The organism is Arthrobacter sp. MYb23, assembly GCF_002979775.1.
Classification (GTDB): Bacteria; Actinomycetota; Actinomycetes; order Actinomycetales; family Micrococcaceae; genus Arthrobacter.
The window spans coordinates 87,447-102,517 of the sequence record NZ_PCPR01000008.1; the positions used below are offsets into that span (position 1 = coordinate 87,447).

Here is a 15,071-nt window from a genome sequence, read left to right on the forward strand (position 1 = left end):
CGGTGACTCGTTTATGACTCTTTGGGGCTTGTTCGCCGACGCTCCGGTCACGGAAGGACGCAGCGGGAAACGCTTTTTTGTGAGGCGATGTCCGCGTCTTAGCGTGGGCCGCATGACCGTGTATGAATCAATCCTGGACGCAATCGGCGGCACTCCCCTGCTTCGGCTGAAGCGGCTGGGCGAAGGTGTCCGGCCCCGCATCTACGCGAAGCTCGAGTTCCAGAACATCGGCGGGAGCGTGAAGGACCGGGCCGCACTTTCCATGATCCGGGCCGCAGAAAGGTCCGGTTTGTTAAAGCCCGGCGGGACCGTGGTGGAAGGGACCAGCGGTAACACCGGCATCGGGTTGAGTTTGGTGGCCGCACAACTGGGGTATCGCTCCGTGATTTTCGCTCCGGCGGCCACAGCTGCTGAAAAGATCCGCCTCTTGCGCGCTTTCGGAGCCGAGGTCCATCTGGTGGCCGATTTTGTTCCACGATCCGATCCCGGCCACCTGGCCAACCGGGCTGCGGCCTTCGCGGCCTCCACTCCGGGGGCCTGGCTCGCGGTGCAGTACGACAACCCAGCCAACCCGCAGGCCCACGCAGAGAGCACCGGGCCGGAGATCTGGGCCGACACTGCGGGGTCGGTTACGCACTTTGTGGCCAGCGTCGGGACCGGCGGAACCATCAGCGGAACCGGCCGGTACTTGAAGCAAGCCAGCGACGGACTGGTACAGGTCATCGCCGCTGACCCCGAGCACTCGCGCTACGGAGGCGGCAACGGCTCGCTCAAATACACGGAGGGCGCTGGCCACCCCCTGCACCCGGCGTCGAAGGAAGACATCTGGCCCGAGGCGTTCGACACCGTGTTGGTGGACAAATACATTAGCGTCAGCGATCGCGACGCCATCTTCACCGCCCGCCGTGCCGCCCGCGAGGAAGGACTCCTCATCGGGGCCACCGGCGGGACCGCCCTGGCAGCAGCCCTGACCCTCGCCGAAACTTTGGATGAAGAGCACACCATCGTGGTGGTCCTGCCGGACTCAGGCCGGAACTACCTGTCCACCTATTTCGACGACCACTGGCTCGCCTCGCTCGGCTTCCTGGAACCCACGACGCCGGAAGGAACCATCCGTGCGCTTCTCACCACTGAGCCTGCCGGAGTGCAGCTGGTGGCGAGCGACCTGACAGCGGCGGAGGCCGTCGTCGAACTTGACTCCCGGGACGTGGCACCGGACGAACCAGTGTTTCTGGTCCTGGACCGGGGCCAGAGTTTCGGGACCGTTCACCCGCGCGAAGTAGTGGGAGTGGTGACCCTGCGTTCGCTGCGCGGCGTTGAGCCTGCCTCGCCGGCGGTCACCGCTGGTATCCCGAACCGCACGGTTGCCGCGGGACTGCCGGCTTCAGAGGCTGGAGCCGCCGCGGACCCGGAGTCTGGTGCTGGTGCTGGTGTGGCCCCGAAATCTGGTGCTGGTGCGGCCCCGGAGGTCATCGCGGTCCTGGTTGACGGCCGAATCGCCGCTACGCTCACCTAACCCCCAACGCTCTCTCACATCCCACCCCCTTCAAGCCAACGCTCTCTCACATCGAGAATGACGAAAGCATCGGGGGGACTGTCCGCTTATCGGCGGATCCGGGTGTCGACTGGGAATGCCGGGTGGCATGGCGGCTGAAAGAAAAAGCGGGACGTGAGAGAGCATCCACAGCAACCACGCGGGATGTGAGAGAGCGTCAGGAAGCGTCGGCCAGCACCCGTGCTCGGGCCGCGGCTTGGCCTGCCCGGAGTTCCTCGGCGGTGCGGCCCTGATCCCGGCGCGCCACTTCCTGCTTCAACTGCGGTATGACGTACTGGCCAAACTCCAGTGCGTCCGGGACGAAGTCGTACCCCCGGAGGCCGAAGATCTCGAAACCGAGGTCATGGTAGTCCAGGATCGCTTGGGTGACCGTGTCATAGCTGCCCACCAATGCCGTCGCACTTCCGCCTCCGCCGCCCGCTGCTTTGGCGAGGGCCGTCCAGAGGGCGCGGTCGTGCAGGTCAGCACGTTCCGCGGCGGCGAGCAGCCTTTGGGTGCCGGTAGCTTCGGGCTTCTGGTTGTAGTGGCGCACAGGATCAATGACCTCGCCGGCAGACCGTCGCGCCTCAAACGTTCCAAGGATGGCGTGTGCCTTCTCCCACGCCAATTCGTCGGTGGCAGCAACAATGGGCCGGAAGGCGATCTGCCAGCGCAACGGTTCAACTCTGCCCAAAGCAGCGGCCCGCGCAAGGATCTGCTCTTGCTGCGAAGCGGCGTCGGCCAGCGGCTCGCCGAAGAGCGCATAGATGTCTGCTTCGGCGGCGCCCACGGACCACGCGGCTTCGGAGGAGCCGCCAAAGGAAATACCTGGCCTCTTGCCGGCAAACGGCCCCAAACCAGAGGAAAAATCCTCAAAGCGGTAATGCTCGCTGTCCCAACTGAACGAATCCCCGGACCATGCCCGCCGAACGATCTGCATGTACTCCTGCGTCCGGCCGTACCGCGCATCCTTGGGCAGGAAATCGCCCTCGCGGGCCTGGTCCGCTTGGCTTCCACCGGTGATGAAGTGCACGGTCAGCCGGCCTTCGGCGATGTGGTCCAGCGTCAGGAAGGACCGGGCGGCGAACGTCGGATGGGAAACGTTGGGCCGGTGTGCCAAACGCAGCTGGATTCGCTCCGTGTTCGCAGCAACCCATGCCGCATGGACTGAGGGATCCTGCGTGGTGGAGTTGTACGCGAACAGCACGTGGTCCCAGTTGTTGTCCTCGTGGATCCGCGCAATCCTGGCAGCGTACGCGGGGTCAAAGAAAGGCGTGGTGGCAGGGGACGTCTCCGTGGAGTCGTTACCAGCCCCCATACCGAGGAATTCGATAGGCATGTTGTGGCTCCTGAAAGTTAGCGGTGGAGGATGCGCTGCGCCAGGAAGTTACCCAGCAACTGCGCGGCCTGGACCATGACGATGATGATCAGGACGGTCACCAGGGTGACTTCCCAGTTGAACTGCTGGTAGCCGTACATGATGGCGAAGTTGCCCAGCCCACCGCCGCCGATGTACCCGGCCATGGCAGACATGTCCACGATCGCGATGATCATGAACGTGTAGCCCAGGATCAGCGGCGCAAGCGACTCGGGAATCACCACGGACCACAGGATGTGCAGCCGGCTGTCTCCCATTGCCCTGGCCGCCTCAACCACGCCCGGGTCTGAGGCCACCAGGTTTTGCTCCACTACCCGCCCAATCACGACGCCGGCCATCAGCGCCATGGGCAGGATCGCCGCCGTCGTGCCAATAGTAGTGCCCATGATGATCAGGGTCAGCGGCGCAATGGCCGTGATGAAGATGATGAACGGGATGGGCCGGATGATGTTCACCAGGAAGTTCAGGAACGAGAACACGGCTTTATTGGCAAACAGGTTTCCGGGCCTGGTGGCGTAGAGGGTGACGCCCAACGCCAGTCCGGCGATGCCGCTGAGCAGGACGGTGATGACCACCATGTAGATGGTCTGTTGGAAGGATTCGCCCAGGACGGGCAGGAGTGTTGTCCAGTCGGTCATGGCTATTCTCCGGCGTTCGCGGGGACGGGAAGGTGCGGAACGGCACTGTCGGCGGGGTCCGCCGTCGGCGTTTGGCGTTCGACGGCGGTGACGTCGCCCAGGTCGGCGAGCGCGGCGTCGATCGCGGCGTCGCTGCCCGTGAGTTCGTACGTGAGTGTGCCCAGGATCTTGTTCTGGATCTCAGTGACGCCCCCGAACACTACGCTGGAGCCCACGCCGTGGCGCTCGAACGTGGCCGCAACCAGAGGGGTGGGCGCTGCCTCGGAGATACCGATGGAGACGAGCGGGCCCGGGTGCGCCGCGGCGAGGCGGCTGACGGTGTCCGATCCCGGCGTGCCGTGCACGGCTGTGGAGACGAAGCGTTGGGTGGAGTCGCTCTGGGGGTCGGCGAACACGGAGTATGTGGGCCCGGCTTCCACTACCCTGCCGGATTCCATCATCACTACGGTGTCGCAGATTTCGCGGACAACGTGCATCTCGTGGGTGATCACAACAACGGTGGTGCCGAGTTCCTTGTTGATGCGGCGGAGCAGTCGGAGGACGTCGCGGGTGGTTTCGGGATCCAGGGCGCTGGTTGCTTCGTCAGCGAGGAGGATGTCCGGGGCGTTTGCGAGTGCACGGGCAATGCCCACGCGTTGCTGCTGTCCGCCGGAGAGACGGCGAGGGTAGGAGCCTGCCTTGTCCGCGATACCCACGAACTCAAGGAGCTCCTCCACGCGCGGCTTGATCTTCTCTTTGGGCCACCCTGCCACCTTCAACGGATACGCGACGTTTCCGAACACGGTGCGGGACTTCAGGAGATTGAACTGTTGGAAGATCATGCCGATGCCGGCACGGACTTTGCGCAACTGGCCTTCAGGGAGCGAGGAGATGTCCTGGCCCTTGACGAAAACCTGGCCCTCGGTGGGACGTTCCAGGCCGTTGAGAAGGCGGACCAGCGTGGACTTTCCGGCACCGGAATATCCCACAATGCCCACCACCGTGCCCTCTTCAATGTCCAGGGTGACGTCATCAACGGCCCGCACTGGTTCGGTGCGTTGGCTGCGCTTGCTTCCTTGGACCGGGAACAGCTTGCTGACTCCGCGCAGGGAAACGATCGCGCTCACCGGAGCCTCCTTCGGGGTTGTTTGAATGCCCATTCCAGCAGCGGGGCCGCCGGGCGATCGAACCTCATGAACCCCTGTGACCTGCGGTTTCTTTCCTTGACGGTGCGCGTCGGAGTGTTGCGAAGGCGTTCGATTCCCATCAAGGCAACTGCCTAGCGTGAGGCAGGGGGAACACCCCGTGCCTTTCATTCGCATCAATACCCTTTGTACGGAGAAGCATCATGAAGAACCGCTTGTTAGTTGCCGCCGTCGGCCTGATCGCCGCCCTATCGCTCTCGGCATGCGGGGGTGCCTCAAGTGGTTCCACCACCTCCGCGAACACCAAGGTGGTCATCGGCGTGGACGACGGTGCCGAGGAGCACTGGACGCTCCTGAAGAACAAGCTCAAGGATCAGGGCATTGATCTTGAGGTCAAGAACTTCACTGATGGCGCGCAGATCAACACGGCAACCCAGCAGGGCCAGGTGGACATCAACCTGTTCCAGCACCTGAAGTACCTGTCCCAGTTCAACGTCAACAGCAACGGCACCCTGGTCCCGGTGGGCGCTACCGCCGTGTACCCACTGGCGCTGTACTCGGAGAAGTTCAAGTCCGTTGGTGAACTGCCCGCAGACGCCGAGGTTGCCATCCCCAACAACCCCACCAACCAGGCCCGCGCACTGCTGAACCTGCAGACGGCCGGATTGCTGCAGCTCAAGGATGGCGGCAACTCGCTGTCCACTCCGGCTGAGATCACCTCAAGCAAGATCAAAGTTGTCCCGGTGGACAGCAACCAGACGGTGAACGCGCTCAAGGGAACCACGGACGCCGCCGTCGTGAACAACACGCAGGCCCAGAAGGGCGGCTTGGGCGACGAGAAGATCATCTTCAAGGAAGACCTGAACTCGGAGTCCCTGGCTCCTTATATCAACGGCTTCGTGGTGAAGGCAGACCGCAAGGACGATCCCACATGGAAGAAGATCGTGGACGCTTACCACTCGCCCGAAGTTGAAGCTTCTGTCAGCAAGCTGAACGACGGCAACCTTCAGTTCAAGGCTGATTGGACCGCTGCCAAGCTGCAAGAAGTCCTCACGGCTGAAGAAGCAGCCATCAAGAAGAGCAAGTAGTACTTGAGGGGCGGCGGCCCTGCGCCACAGAGTGCCGCCGCCCCTCAACCTTCCTGCTCCCGAAGAGCACCCAAGAGTCCCGAACAGCACCGAAACAGGCCCATGAACCAGACACTCATCCGTGAACGCCAGCAGATCCATTTCTTCGCCTACCTTGTGGGCACCGGCATCCATCTGGCTTCATGGCGCCACGAGACAGCGTTCCCCCAGGCGAGCATCGACTTCGCCCACCAGGTACAACTCGCAAAAACTGCCGAGGACGCCAGGCTCGACGCGATCTTCCTGGGCGACTCCCTCGCGATCGACGAGACGTCCAATCCGGGCATCCTCAACAGGTTCGACCCCATCGGGCTGGTAACAGCCCTTGGAGCGGTCACCACCAACATCGGCCTCATCGCCACGTCCTCCACGTCCTATGACGAGCCCTTCAACTTCGCCCGCGCGGCCCTCACTGCGGACCACATCAGCGGCGGCCGTGTTGGCTGGAACATCGTCACCACGCGGGACCTGACCAACACCACCGCTGGCAACTTCAGCGCCGATGAGCACTTCGATCACAGCCTCCGCTACCGTCGCGCTGAAGAGTTCGTGGAGGTCACCCAAGGGCTCTGGAATTCATGGGATACGGACGCTTTCCTTTACAACAAAGCGCAAGGACGATTCTTTGACCGGCGCAAAATCAGCCGTCTGGACTACCAGGGCGAATTCTTCAAGGTCGCCGGGCCCCTGAACATCGGTCCCTCTCCGCAGCACTCCCCTTTGCTAGCCCAAGCGGGCACTTCCGTACCGGGCCAAAAACTGGGGGCACGTTTCGCCAACGCCCTCTTCGCGAGCCACCCCGACGTTCCGCAGGCGCGGCAGTACCGGGAATCCGTCCGGGCTCAGGCGAAGGCGTTCGGCCGGAACCCCGACGAACTCTACGTTTACCAGGCCATCTCGCCGGTTGTGGCGGACACCCGGGACGAAGCCCTGGAACGCATCCGGGAGCTGGACAGCCTCATCACCGATCAGCAGGTGCTGGACTTCCTGCAGGAATACTTTGCCGGCCAGCTGGATTTCACGGGGCTCGGAGCAGATGCAACCGTAGCCCAGTCCGGCATTCCCACCATCACGCAGCCCAGGACAGACTTCCGCTCGGCCGGGGAACAGATCTACGGCCGGGAGGAAGAGGTCACGCTCAAGGACCTCTATTCGATCCTCACGGGCGACAAACGGAATCACGACTTCATCGGGACCCCGCAGCACGTCGCGGACTCCCTGCAAAGATGGCATGCCGAAGGTGCCGCGGACGGCTTCAACCTCATGTTCTCCCTTCTTCCCCAGGACCTGGAGCGCTTCGCCACCGGCGTCATTCCCCTGCTTCAGGAACGCGGCCTTGCCCGCACCGAATATGCGGGCGCCACCCTGAAATCGCACCTTGGACTCGATCCGCAGCCGAAAGGACAATCATGACCACCACACCAACCGTTGCCACCGGCACCTATGTGATTCGCCAGGCGCGCCACGACGAGTACGACGCCGTGGGGCAGCTGACGTATCAAGGCTTCGGCCACCACCTCCCCGGAGCACACCAGCCCGACGACCAGCGTCTTGGGCTCTTGCTGGATGCCGCGGCCAGGGCCCGTGAAGGCGTGCTGTTGGTGGCCGAAGACGTGGAAACCGGACGTTTGGTGGGCACCGCCAGCCTCCTGCCCTTTGGTTCACACCTCAGCCGGCAGGCACAGGAGGGCGAAGTGGAGCTCAGGTTGCTGGCCGTGCTCCCGGAGACGCGCCGCACAGGTCTTGGCCAGAAACTTCTCGACGAATCCGCCCGCCTTGCCGCAGCCCAGGGCGCCAATCGCGTGGTGCTGGACACCGCCGTCGACAATGAACCATCCCAGCGCCTTTACCGCCGCTTGGGCTACGTCCGCCGGCTGGAGCGTGAGAAGGAACGGCCCGCGCCGAAGGTGCAGCTGGTTGTTTACACGCTGGATTTGCCCGCGAGGGGTTAGCTCTCGTCCCTTTCGCGTGCCCGTAGTGCCGAAATGTCGCCCCTCAAGGGAGGCACTGCCAGTACCCGGATAAGAGGGCACTCCCACTGAGCCGGGGAGTAGCGTTCCAATGGAATGGTCCCCTATGAAAAGGAACATCATGACTACCTGGCTCATCACAGGCTGCTCCACCGGACTTGGCCGCGCGCTGGCGCAAGCCGTCCTCGCACGAGGCGATAACGCCGTCGTCACCGCCCGCGACACCTCAACGCTCCAGGACCTGGCAACAGAATTCCCGACGACGGCCCTCGCCGTGGCGCTGGACGTCACCGAGCAGTCGCAAGTGGACGCCGCGGTTCAGCAGGCAGAGGAACGTTTCGGCTCCGTGGATGTCCTGGTCAACAATGCCGGCTACGGATATCGCGCGGCCATCGAAGAAGGCAGCGACGCGGATGTTCGTACGCTGTTTGATACCAACGTTTTCGGCCCGGTGGCAATGATCAAAGCAGTCCTCCCCGGCATGCGTTCGCGTCGCTCCGGCGCGATCGTGAACATCTCCTCCATCGGCGCACGCATCTCCCCTCCCGGCTCCGGCTACTACTCCGCTTCCAAGGCTGCTCTGGAGGGACTGTCCGGGTCCCTGCAGAAGGAAGTGAAGCCGCTGGGCATCTCGGTGACCGTGGTGGAACCCGGTGGTTTCAGGACCGACTTCGCAGGGCGTTCCCTCACCCAGTCGGCCGGGGCAATCGCCGATTACGCCGACACTGCCGGCAAGCGCCGCAAGGAGCACGACACCGTCCACGGCACACAGCAAGGCGATCCGGACAAGGCTGCCGCTGCGATTATTACGGCCGTCGAAGCACCTGAAACTCCCGGTTTCCTTCTGCTCGGCGAAGACGCGTCGAAGGCTTACGACGCCGTGGCGGAAGCCCAGCGGGCCGAGGTGGATCACTGGCGGGAACTCAGCATCAGCACGGGTTACACGGAGTAATGAGCGACGTGTAATCGGTCACACTTGGCCGGATTCGCTTGTCAACCGTGGTGGGCAGCATGAACCATGAAGGAGGGAATTCGTTCCCATACAAGCTGAATCAGCAATCCTCACCGACGAGGATGCGGCCCCTGCGAAGAAGCTTGGGGCTGTTAACGGCCTGAGTGAAAGTACTGACAATGACGACACATACTGACTCCATCACGCTGAAAATCTGGGACAAAACGGCAATCGACCACACCATCGATGCCGCAATTGAATCCCTCTCACACCGCGCAGCCGCCGAAAACTGCGGGATCGCGGTAACCCTTAGCGGCCCTAAGACCTTCACGGTCAGCCTGAACCGCTAAGCAGCTCACAGCAAAAGCAAGAGGACGACGCCGGTACTTACCGGCGTCGTCCTCTTGCGTTTAAGGCCCGCCCCGGGGTGCGTGCAAGCGGTACCAGTGGCCCTTCCACCCCGTTCGTGACGCCGTTCAGAGAGTCCTGAGCAAACCTTGAGACTTCCTTGATGGTTTCCCTCCCCTGATCTTGCGTTCGCGTTGGAACTCTAAGTGAGACAACGCTGCAACGCACGAACGGAGGGATCACAAATGCTTACGAAAACAACGGCCACTGCACCGGCCCCGGCTAACATACCGGACACGGCTTCCAGGAGGCGGCGATCCCATCGTGCGGCAGGCGGGGTAGTCACCGTCCTGGTTCCGGCGCACAACGAGTCCGCCGGCATCACCGAGACGCTTCACTCCTTGAACAACCAGACCCACCGACCGGATCGAATCATTGTGGTGGCAGATAACTGCACGGACGATACTGAAGAGCTTGCAATGGCTCAAGGCGCCGAAGTTATCCGCACTGTGGGCAACAAGGACAAGAAAGCGGGCGCGTTGAACTTCGCCCTCAGCCAGCTCCTTCCTGATGCCGACCCCGAGGACTTGTTCCTGGTTCAGGATGCCGACTCGCAGCTGGCTCTGGACTTTATTGAGAACGCCACCAGGAACCTGCTGGCCGACGACCTGCTCGGCGCCGTTGGCGGGGTGTTCAGCGGCGGTCCCGGCGGCGGTTTTGTAGGCCACCTGCAGCGCAACGAATACGCCCGCTATGCAAGGGACGTGAAGCGACTCCATGGCAAGTGCTTGGTAGTGACAGGAACGGCGGCCCTCTTCCGTGTCAAGACTTTGCGCGACGTGGTGGCCGCCCGGTTGACCGGCACACTCCCTCCCGGCAACGGCAAGGGCGGCGTTTACGACACCTCCGTCCTGACCGAAGACAACGAACTCTCCTTTGCCCTCTTGACCCTGGGCTACCGCATCAAGTCTCCATCAAACTGCACGCTGGTCACGGAGGTCATGCCAACGTGGCGTGAACTGTGGTCACAGCGGCTCCGGTGGAAGCGTGGCGCGGTGGAGAACTGCGTGCAATACGGATGGACCAAAGTGACCAGGCCTTATTGGGGACGCCAGTTTCTTTCCATGATCGGCGTCATCGTAACGCTGGCCTACTTCGGTTCACTCCTGTTCGCGTTGATATCCGGGATGGGCCTGAACCTTCAGCCCTTCTGGATTACGGTCACCGGCATTTTCATCCTGGAACGCATAGTTACTGTGCGCTTCCGGGGCTGGAGGTACATGCTCCTGGCCGCAACCATGTACGAAACCGTCATAGATATTTTCCTCCAGGCCGTTCACGCCAAGGCGTACCTGGATGCAGCATTCAACAGAAAGAAAGTTTGGTAGTCGACTCATGTACAACAACCCAGTAGCCCCAGTGACAGGGGCAGCAGCAGCCGGAGTGGGCTCCGGAACGCTCGCATATTCCGGAGCAGGGGACCTCTTCTGGTTTGCACTGGCAGCCTTCGCCATGCTGGCACTCGGCCTCGCCATCAAGAGGATCGTGCCTGTCCGAGCCCAGAAGAACTAGGCACAGCAGAACCAGTCCAGCCACCACGCCCGCAGTTGTGTCGCTACCTCCAGCGCGACACAACTGCGGGTTTGGTGCATCCGGCCTGCCGGACTACCGGCCTACGGAACCAGCGCCGTGTTGGCCGAATATTTAGCTACCGTGGTGTAGCCGGCCTTGGTACCGGTAACCCTCACGCTCATGGCATCAGCTTGGTCAGCACTCACCAGCTTGTAATTCTTAGCTGTAGCCCCGGCAATTGCTGCACCCGAGCGGTACCACTGATACGCCAAAGTGGTTCCGGACGTCCACGTCCCAGCGTTGGCAGTCAGCGTTGAACCCACTGTGAGCGTTCCGGAGATGGTAGGTGTCGGGGCCACCAAAGTCCCCGCCACCACTGCTGCTGTGGGGGCCGATTCCCTGGTAGCCGTGGCATATCCTGCCTTGGTTCCCGTCACATGGACCGTCAACGCAGCGCCCAGGTCCGCAGCGGCGAGAACCCGGGTGGCAGCGGTTGAGCCGGCAATCGCAGTCCCGTTCCGGAACCACTGGTAGCTCAGGGCGGTTCCTGAGGTCCAGGTCCCCGGAGCTGCAGTCAGCGTTGAGCCAACGGCGGCTGTGCCTGAGATGGTGGGCGTCGGTGCTATGAGCTGACTTTGATTTGCCGGCACGAAGGAGAAGTCCCGGATGGTCACAGTTTCAGGAGCAACATGCGCAGCATCCCCTCCACCACCGCCCGTCACCCACAGGTTGAAGTGGATTTGCTCCTTCGCCGGGAGCGGGACAGTAGAGCCCTCCAGAACAGTCCGCTTCAGGAGAGTACCGTCGTAGCCCTCACCTGCGAACGTCTCATAAGTCAGCTTGCCCGGTTCCCACACCATTCTGTGGGTGAGGATGGGAGCACTGCTGACATCAAAGGTGACAGTGTTGTTTCCCTGTCCCGGCGGCAACGTGGCATCAAACCAATATCCGTGCCCTTGGGTCACCGGCCAATCTTCGCCGTACGCGGCACCCCCGCCCCACGCCGAGGCCTCACACAGGTCAATTTCCGTATACCCGGGCTCCGCATTGGGATCGTAGGTGAACAGGCAACCCCACACCACTTCCTTCTGGAGGGAGCTGACATCCTTTTCCACAGTGGTGCTATAGGTGCCATAGCCGAAACCTTCACGCGTGGACTGGAATTCTGCTCCCTTCGGGGCCGAGCCGGTGGGATTGCTGATGGAGAGCGTGACGTACCCGTTGGCATCCGGGTGGCTCACATTATTGGCATCCCAACTCGCGTTATACATGGGCGCCCCGCCCCAAAATCGCTTCTGCCAGTTGAACCCTTTCCAAGCAAAACTTCCCACCGGGCCGGGATCCTCAGCCATGGGCGTGGTGTCCGCCGCATGTGAAGGCCCCATTCCTGTAAACATCGATAAACCGACCGCAACAATGACGGCCAAACCCATTGCTTTTCTTCCCCCATGTGGAAGGAGCCCCACTGACAATGCCATAGCTGTTTCCTCCTGCTGATGCGCCCAGACCCGTCAACGGCTGATGCCGGTGACCGCAACGACGTTCCACCCCCGGGAAACGCCTGTCCTCGATTATCAAGTAGGCAGGGTCCAGCCGGAAGGGTAATCGACAGGCAAAATCATCAACACAACATCAATTGGATAACGGGGCCAGCTCCACGAGTAGCCTTGACGTGTCCGAGAAATTCTCAGTGCATCGCAGAAACCCGGGAGGGCACATCACCATTCGCAGCGCGGGCATCCTCCTTCACCGACGAAACACCACCGGGAAACTGGAGCTCTGGATAGCCCATATGGGCGGACCCTTTTGGGCTCGCAAAGACGACCACGCGTGGTCCATTCCCAAGGGAGAATTCCCTGAGGACGAAGACCCGTTGGTTGCCGCGCACCGGGAATTCACCGAAGAAATAGGCACACCAGCTCCGGCGGCGGATTACGAACTTTTGGGCGTTTTCAAGCAGCCCTCCGGAAAGCTGATCACCGCGTTCACAGCGGAGGCCAGCGACTTTCAGCCTCAGGAGATTACCAGCAACACCTTTCCCATGGAGTGGCCAAAAGGCTCGGGTGTCATCAAGGATTTCCCGGAGATCGACGACGCCCGGTGGTTTGAGGAAACAGTGGCCCGGACCAAGCTCGTCAAAGGCCAATTGCCCATTGTGGACGCACTGGTCCGGCGCCTTGGCGAGAATTCCCTATAGAGCCGACCAGCCACCGTCGGACGCAAGAATGGCACCGTTGATGTTGGTGCCATCATCACTGAGCAGGAAGGTAATGGACGCTGCCAGTTGCGCGGCGGTCGCCGGCGTGGGAACCGTTGCCTGCATCAGGGGTCCTAGGCGTTCGGCGGCGAGCTGAGATCCCCAGTTAGCCACGATGTTGGTAATGGTGGGACCGGGAGCCACAGCATTGAACCGCAAGCCCTTGGGACCGTACAGCACTGCAGAATTCTTGGTCAGGCCCACCACCGCATGCTTGGACGCCGTGTAAGCAGCACCGGCGGCCGAACCGCGCAGTCCGGCCTCCGAGGCGACATTCACTACGGAGCCGGATCCGGCTTCCAGCATGAGCGGCACCACTGCGCGGGTCAGGCGCATAAGAGCCGTGACGTTGATGCGAAAAACGCGCTCCCAGAGCTCGTCATCAACCTCGTGAAGGGGCGCAAAGTTGTCCATGATGCCGGCAACGTTGGCCAAGGCATCCACGCGTCCGTCCGCAGCGGCCACGACAGCAGCCACCGTCATTTCAGTGGAGATGTCGCCCGTCACCGGTACCAGGTCCAGCCCGGCGTTCTCCTCCACAAGAGCGTCCAGACGCTCCTTGCTGATGTCCGCAGCAATGACCTTGCCGCCCTCCTTCGCAATCCGCAACGCGGTCGCCTGGCCGATTCCCGAGGCTGCGCCCGTGACGATGATGGTCTTGCCGGCAAAACGGCCGGAGGTAATGGCCTCCTGCCATGAAGCGTCGTTGCCCATGATGTCCTTCCGATGATTGCTGAGTGGTCCACCCACCTTATGACACTCTGTGTCATTATGTAAGAGTGAATACTGGAGGAATGACTTCGGAAGATGCCAAACCCCCGCGTCCCAGCGGCCGACCCGCCACCATTGACCCCGACGCCGTGGCCGGACTGGCCCTGGGCCTCTTCGCTGAACACGGCTACGAGAACACCTCCATGGAGGACATCGCCAAGGCGGCCGGAATCGGGCGCAAGAGCCTCTACCGCTACTTCGCCAGCAAAGCCGACCTCGTGTGGGGCGGAAGCGAACCGGTAGTGGAAGCTTCGACGCTCGCCTTCGGCTCGTTCCACAGTCCAGGAAAGTCCGACGGCGGCGTGCTGGCCGGATTGCGTGCGGCAGCGATCGCCGGGGTGGCCGTCATCCCGGACCTGTCCGTGACCCGCGGCAGACTCCGGCTGATTGCCGAGCACCCTGAACTGACCAGCCGGAGCTATGAGTCCCTGGCACCGCAGCGCGAAAGAGCCCTGGCTTTCCTGACGGAGAACGGCCTTTCCCCCTCAGCGGCACGCTACTTGAGCGCCGCGTACCTCGCTGCCACCTTCGAAGCATGGATGCAGTGGGCCGCGGGCTCGGAGCCAGACCCGACCCCATACCTGCTGGCCGCACTGGAGGTTTTGAACGTCGCCGGTGGTTAGCCGCTCTTTCTGGCGATGAATTGCCGGATCCACTCAACCGTCTCAGGGTGGTCCAGGTGCAAGCCATGCCCCGCTCCGGGCAGCCGCACCAGCACGGAGCCACGGATGTGCTCGCGCAGAAGGAGTGCGTTGGGCAAGGGCTTCAACGCATCTTCAGTACCGTGCAGGATCAGCGTGGGGGCTTGGATGGAGCTGAGTTGACTCCAGGCGTCGTGTTCGCGGCTCGCCTTGAAGTGGCGCGCCTTGGCCCACGCCGACGCGTGGGAGTTGAAGAAGGTGTGCGTCGCTGCGGGATTGTTCAGGACCCATTCAGCGTCGAAGAAGAGCGGCTCAAGCCGGGACATGTCACCACTGACCAGCGCTTCCAAGGCCGCCCTCTCCGGCTGGGTTCCGGCGTCGTGTGACTTTCCGCCACTCGTTGCGGCGAGGGTCAGCGTGCGGACCTTGTGCGGGTAGTCGATGGCCAACCACTGCCCCACACGGCCGCCCATCGAATGACCGTACACGTGTGCTAAATCCGCTCCGGCGGCCTCGAGGACCGCAGCAGCATCTTCCGCAAGCAGCCTCGTGGTGTAGCGCTCGGCGTCGCCCTTCCCACTCCGCCCTATCCCCCGGTGATCGAAGCGGATGACGCGGTAATAGCGGGACAGAAGCTCCGCCGTCGGGCCCCAACCGTCCATGGCCGTGGCCTGTCCTGCAATGAGCAGCATTGGCTCGCCTTCGCCTTCTGAGGTCCAGGCGAGTTCAGTGCCGTCGGCGGCCTCAGCAAAGTTCACC

The 15,071-nt window shown here is 62.5% G+C and carries 16 protein-coding genes; 10 read left to right on the forward strand and 6 right to left on the reverse strand.

Going from position 1 to position 15,071, the window contains the following annotated elements; translation table 11 throughout:
• The first annotated feature begins 112 nt into the window (after window positions 1-112).
• Window positions 113-1,516, forward strand: coding sequence for a PLP-dependent cysteine synthase family protein (locus tag CQ020_RS10930; RefSeq protein ID WP_105691867.1), 1,404 nt, complete (start codon window positions 113-115; stop codon window positions 1,514-1,516).
• 196 nt (window positions 1,517-1,712) lie between these two features.
• On the opposite strand, the gene CQ020_RS10935 is transcribed toward CQ020_RS10930, so the two are convergent.
• Genes CQ020_RS10935 through CQ020_RS10945 form a run of 3 tightly spaced genes read right to left on the reverse strand, consistent with a single transcriptional unit; the run spans window position 1,713 to window position 4,656 of the window.
• Window positions 1,713-2,873 (reverse strand): LLM class flavin-dependent oxidoreductase, encoded by a 1,161-nt coding sequence (locus CQ020_RS10935; protein WP_105691868.1) that lies wholly within the window; start codon window positions 2,871-2,873, stop codon window positions 1,713-1,715.
• A gap of 17 nt (window positions 2,874-2,890) precedes the next feature.
• On the reverse strand, window positions 2,891-3,550 hold the full coding sequence (locus tag CQ020_RS10940) for a methionine ABC transporter permease (RefSeq protein ID WP_105691869.1): 660 nt from the start codon (window positions 3,548-3,550) through the stop codon (window positions 2,891-2,893).
• Between the two features lie 2 nt (window positions 3,551-3,552).
• Window positions 3,553-4,656 carry a methionine ABC transporter ATP-binding protein gene (locus CQ020_RS10945; protein ID WP_105691939.1) on the reverse strand — a complete coding sequence of 368 codons (1,104 nt, stop codon included), beginning with the start codon at window positions 4,654-4,656 and terminating at the stop codon, window positions 3,553-3,555.
• Window positions 4,657-4,877: 221 nt separating this feature from the next.
• Between CQ020_RS10945 and CQ020_RS10950 the strand changes: the two genes are divergently transcribed.
• From CQ020_RS10950 to CQ020_RS24150, 7 genes are all read left to right on the forward strand, one after another.
• Window positions 4,878-5,762, forward strand: a complete 885-nt coding sequence (locus CQ020_RS10950; RefSeq protein WP_105691870.1) for a MetQ/NlpA family ABC transporter substrate-binding protein — start codon at window positions 4,878-4,880, stop codon at window positions 5,760-5,762.
• A gap of 102 nt (window positions 5,763-5,864) precedes the next feature.
• A complete protein-coding gene (locus CQ020_RS10955) occupies window positions 5,865-7,214 on the forward strand; it encodes an LLM class flavin-dependent oxidoreductase (RefSeq protein WP_105691871.1) in 1,350 nt (449 codons plus the stop codon).
• Window positions 7,211-7,753 (forward strand): GNAT family N-acetyltransferase, encoded by a 543-nt coding sequence (locus CQ020_RS10960; RefSeq protein WP_105691872.1) that lies wholly within the window; start codon window positions 7,211-7,213, stop codon window positions 7,751-7,753. Before CQ020_RS10955 ends, CQ020_RS10960 begins: the two co-directional genes overlap by 4 nt.
• Window positions 7,754-7,892: 139 nt before the next feature.
• Window positions 7,893-8,723, forward strand: coding sequence for an oxidoreductase (locus CQ020_RS10965; protein WP_105691940.1), 831 nt, complete (start codon window positions 7,893-7,895; stop codon window positions 8,721-8,723).
• Window positions 8,724-8,902: 179 nt separating this feature from the next.
• Window positions 8,903-9,073, forward strand: a complete 171-nt coding sequence (locus CQ020_RS10970; protein ID WP_181151843.1) for a hypothetical protein — start codon at window positions 8,903-8,905, stop codon at window positions 9,071-9,073.
• A gap of 243 nt (window positions 9,074-9,316) precedes the next feature.
• Complete coding sequence (locus tag CQ020_RS10975; RefSeq protein WP_258141829.1) at window positions 9,317-10,459, forward strand: glycosyltransferase family 2 protein; 1,143 nt, start codon at window positions 9,317-9,319, stop codon at window positions 10,457-10,459.
• Window positions 10,460-10,466: 7 nt separating this feature from the next.
• Window positions 10,467-10,643, forward strand: a complete 177-nt coding sequence (locus CQ020_RS24150) for a hypothetical protein (RefSeq protein WP_181151844.1) — start codon at window positions 10,467-10,469, stop codon at window positions 10,641-10,643.
• Between the two features lie 101 nt (window positions 10,644-10,744).
• On the opposite strand, the gene CQ020_RS10980 is transcribed toward CQ020_RS24150, so the two are convergent.
• Window positions 10,745-11,914 carry a hypothetical protein gene (locus CQ020_RS10980; protein WP_258141830.1) on the reverse strand — a complete coding sequence of 390 codons (1,170 nt, stop codon included), beginning with the start codon at window positions 11,912-11,914 and terminating at the stop codon, window positions 10,745-10,747.
• Window positions 11,915-12,360: 446 nt separating this feature from the next.
• Here CQ020_RS10980 and CQ020_RS10985 point away from each other — a divergent pair, with 446 nt between their 5' ends.
• Entirely contained in the window at window positions 12,361-12,840 is a 480-nt protein-coding gene (locus CQ020_RS10985; protein ID WP_105691943.1) for an NUDIX domain-containing protein, read from the forward strand.
• Here CQ020_RS10985 and CQ020_RS10990 read toward each other — a convergent pair.
• Entirely contained in the window at window positions 12,835-13,614 is a 780-nt protein-coding gene (locus tag CQ020_RS10990; RefSeq protein WP_105691874.1) for an SDR family NAD(P)-dependent oxidoreductase, read from the reverse strand. The two genes, CQ020_RS10985 and CQ020_RS10990, sit on opposite strands and share 6 nt — an antisense overlap.
• An 80-nt stretch (window positions 13,615-13,694) precedes the next feature.
• Here CQ020_RS10990 and CQ020_RS10995 point away from each other — a divergent pair, with 80 nt between their 5' ends.
• Window positions 13,695-14,294 (forward strand): TetR family transcriptional regulator, encoded by a 600-nt coding sequence (locus CQ020_RS10995; RefSeq protein ID WP_105691875.1) that lies wholly within the window; start codon window positions 13,695-13,697, stop codon window positions 14,292-14,294.
• Here the strand turns inward: CQ020_RS10995 and CQ020_RS11000 are convergent.
• Window positions 14,291-15,070 (reverse strand): alpha/beta fold hydrolase, encoded by a 780-nt coding sequence (locus tag CQ020_RS11000; protein WP_105691876.1) that lies wholly within the window; start codon window positions 15,068-15,070, stop codon window positions 14,291-14,293. The genes CQ020_RS10995 and CQ020_RS11000 overlap by 4 nt on opposite strands.
• Window position 15,071: the final 1 nt, after the last annotated feature.

Bases quoted from the DNA above. Each gene is read 5' to 3' on its own strand.
- CQ020_RS10930 (WP_105691867.1), top strand. From the start codon at position 113: ATGACCGTGTATGAATCAATCCTGGACGCAATCGGCGGCACTCCCCTG.
- CQ020_RS10935 (WP_105691868.1), bottom strand. From the start codon at position 2,873: ATGCCTATCGAATTCCTCGGTATGGGGGCTGGTAACGACTCCACGGAG.
- CQ020_RS10940 (WP_105691869.1), bottom strand. From the start codon at position 3,550: ATGACCGACTGGACAACACTCCTGCCCGTCCTGGGCGAATCCTTCCAA.
- CQ020_RS10950 (WP_105691870.1), top strand. From the start codon at position 4,878: ATGAAGAACCGCTTGTTAGTTGCCGCCGTCGGCCTGATCGCCGCCCTA.
- CQ020_RS10955 (WP_105691871.1), top strand. From the start codon at position 5,865: ATGAACCAGACACTCATCCGTGAACGCCAGCAGATCCATTTCTTCGCC.
- CQ020_RS10960 (WP_105691872.1), top strand. From the start codon at position 7,211: ATGACCACCACACCAACCGTTGCCACCGGCACCTATGTGATTCGCCAG.
- CQ020_RS10965 (WP_105691940.1), top strand. From the start codon at position 7,893: ATGACTACCTGGCTCATCACAGGCTGCTCCACCGGACTTGGCCGCGCG.
- CQ020_RS10970 (WP_181151843.1), top strand. From the start codon at position 8,903: ATGACGACACATACTGACTCCATCACGCTGAAAATCTGGGACAAAACG.
- CQ020_RS10975 (WP_258141829.1), top strand. From the start codon at position 9,317: ATGCTTACGAAAACAACGGCCACTGCACCGGCCCCGGCTAACATACCG.
- CQ020_RS24150 (WP_181151844.1), top strand. From the start codon at position 10,467: ATGTACAACAACCCAGTAGCCCCAGTGACAGGGGCAGCAGCAGCCGGA.
- CQ020_RS10980 (WP_258141830.1), bottom strand. From the start codon at position 11,914: ATGTATAACGCGAGTTGGGATGCCAATAATGTGAGCCACCCGGATGCC.
- CQ020_RS10990 (WP_105691874.1), bottom strand. From the start codon at position 13,614: ATGGGCAACGACGCTTCATGGCAGGAGGCCATTACCTCCGGCCGTTTT.
- CQ020_RS10995 (WP_105691875.1), top strand. From the start codon at position 13,695: ATGACTTCGGAAGATGCCAAACCCCCGCGTCCCAGCGGCCGACCCGCC.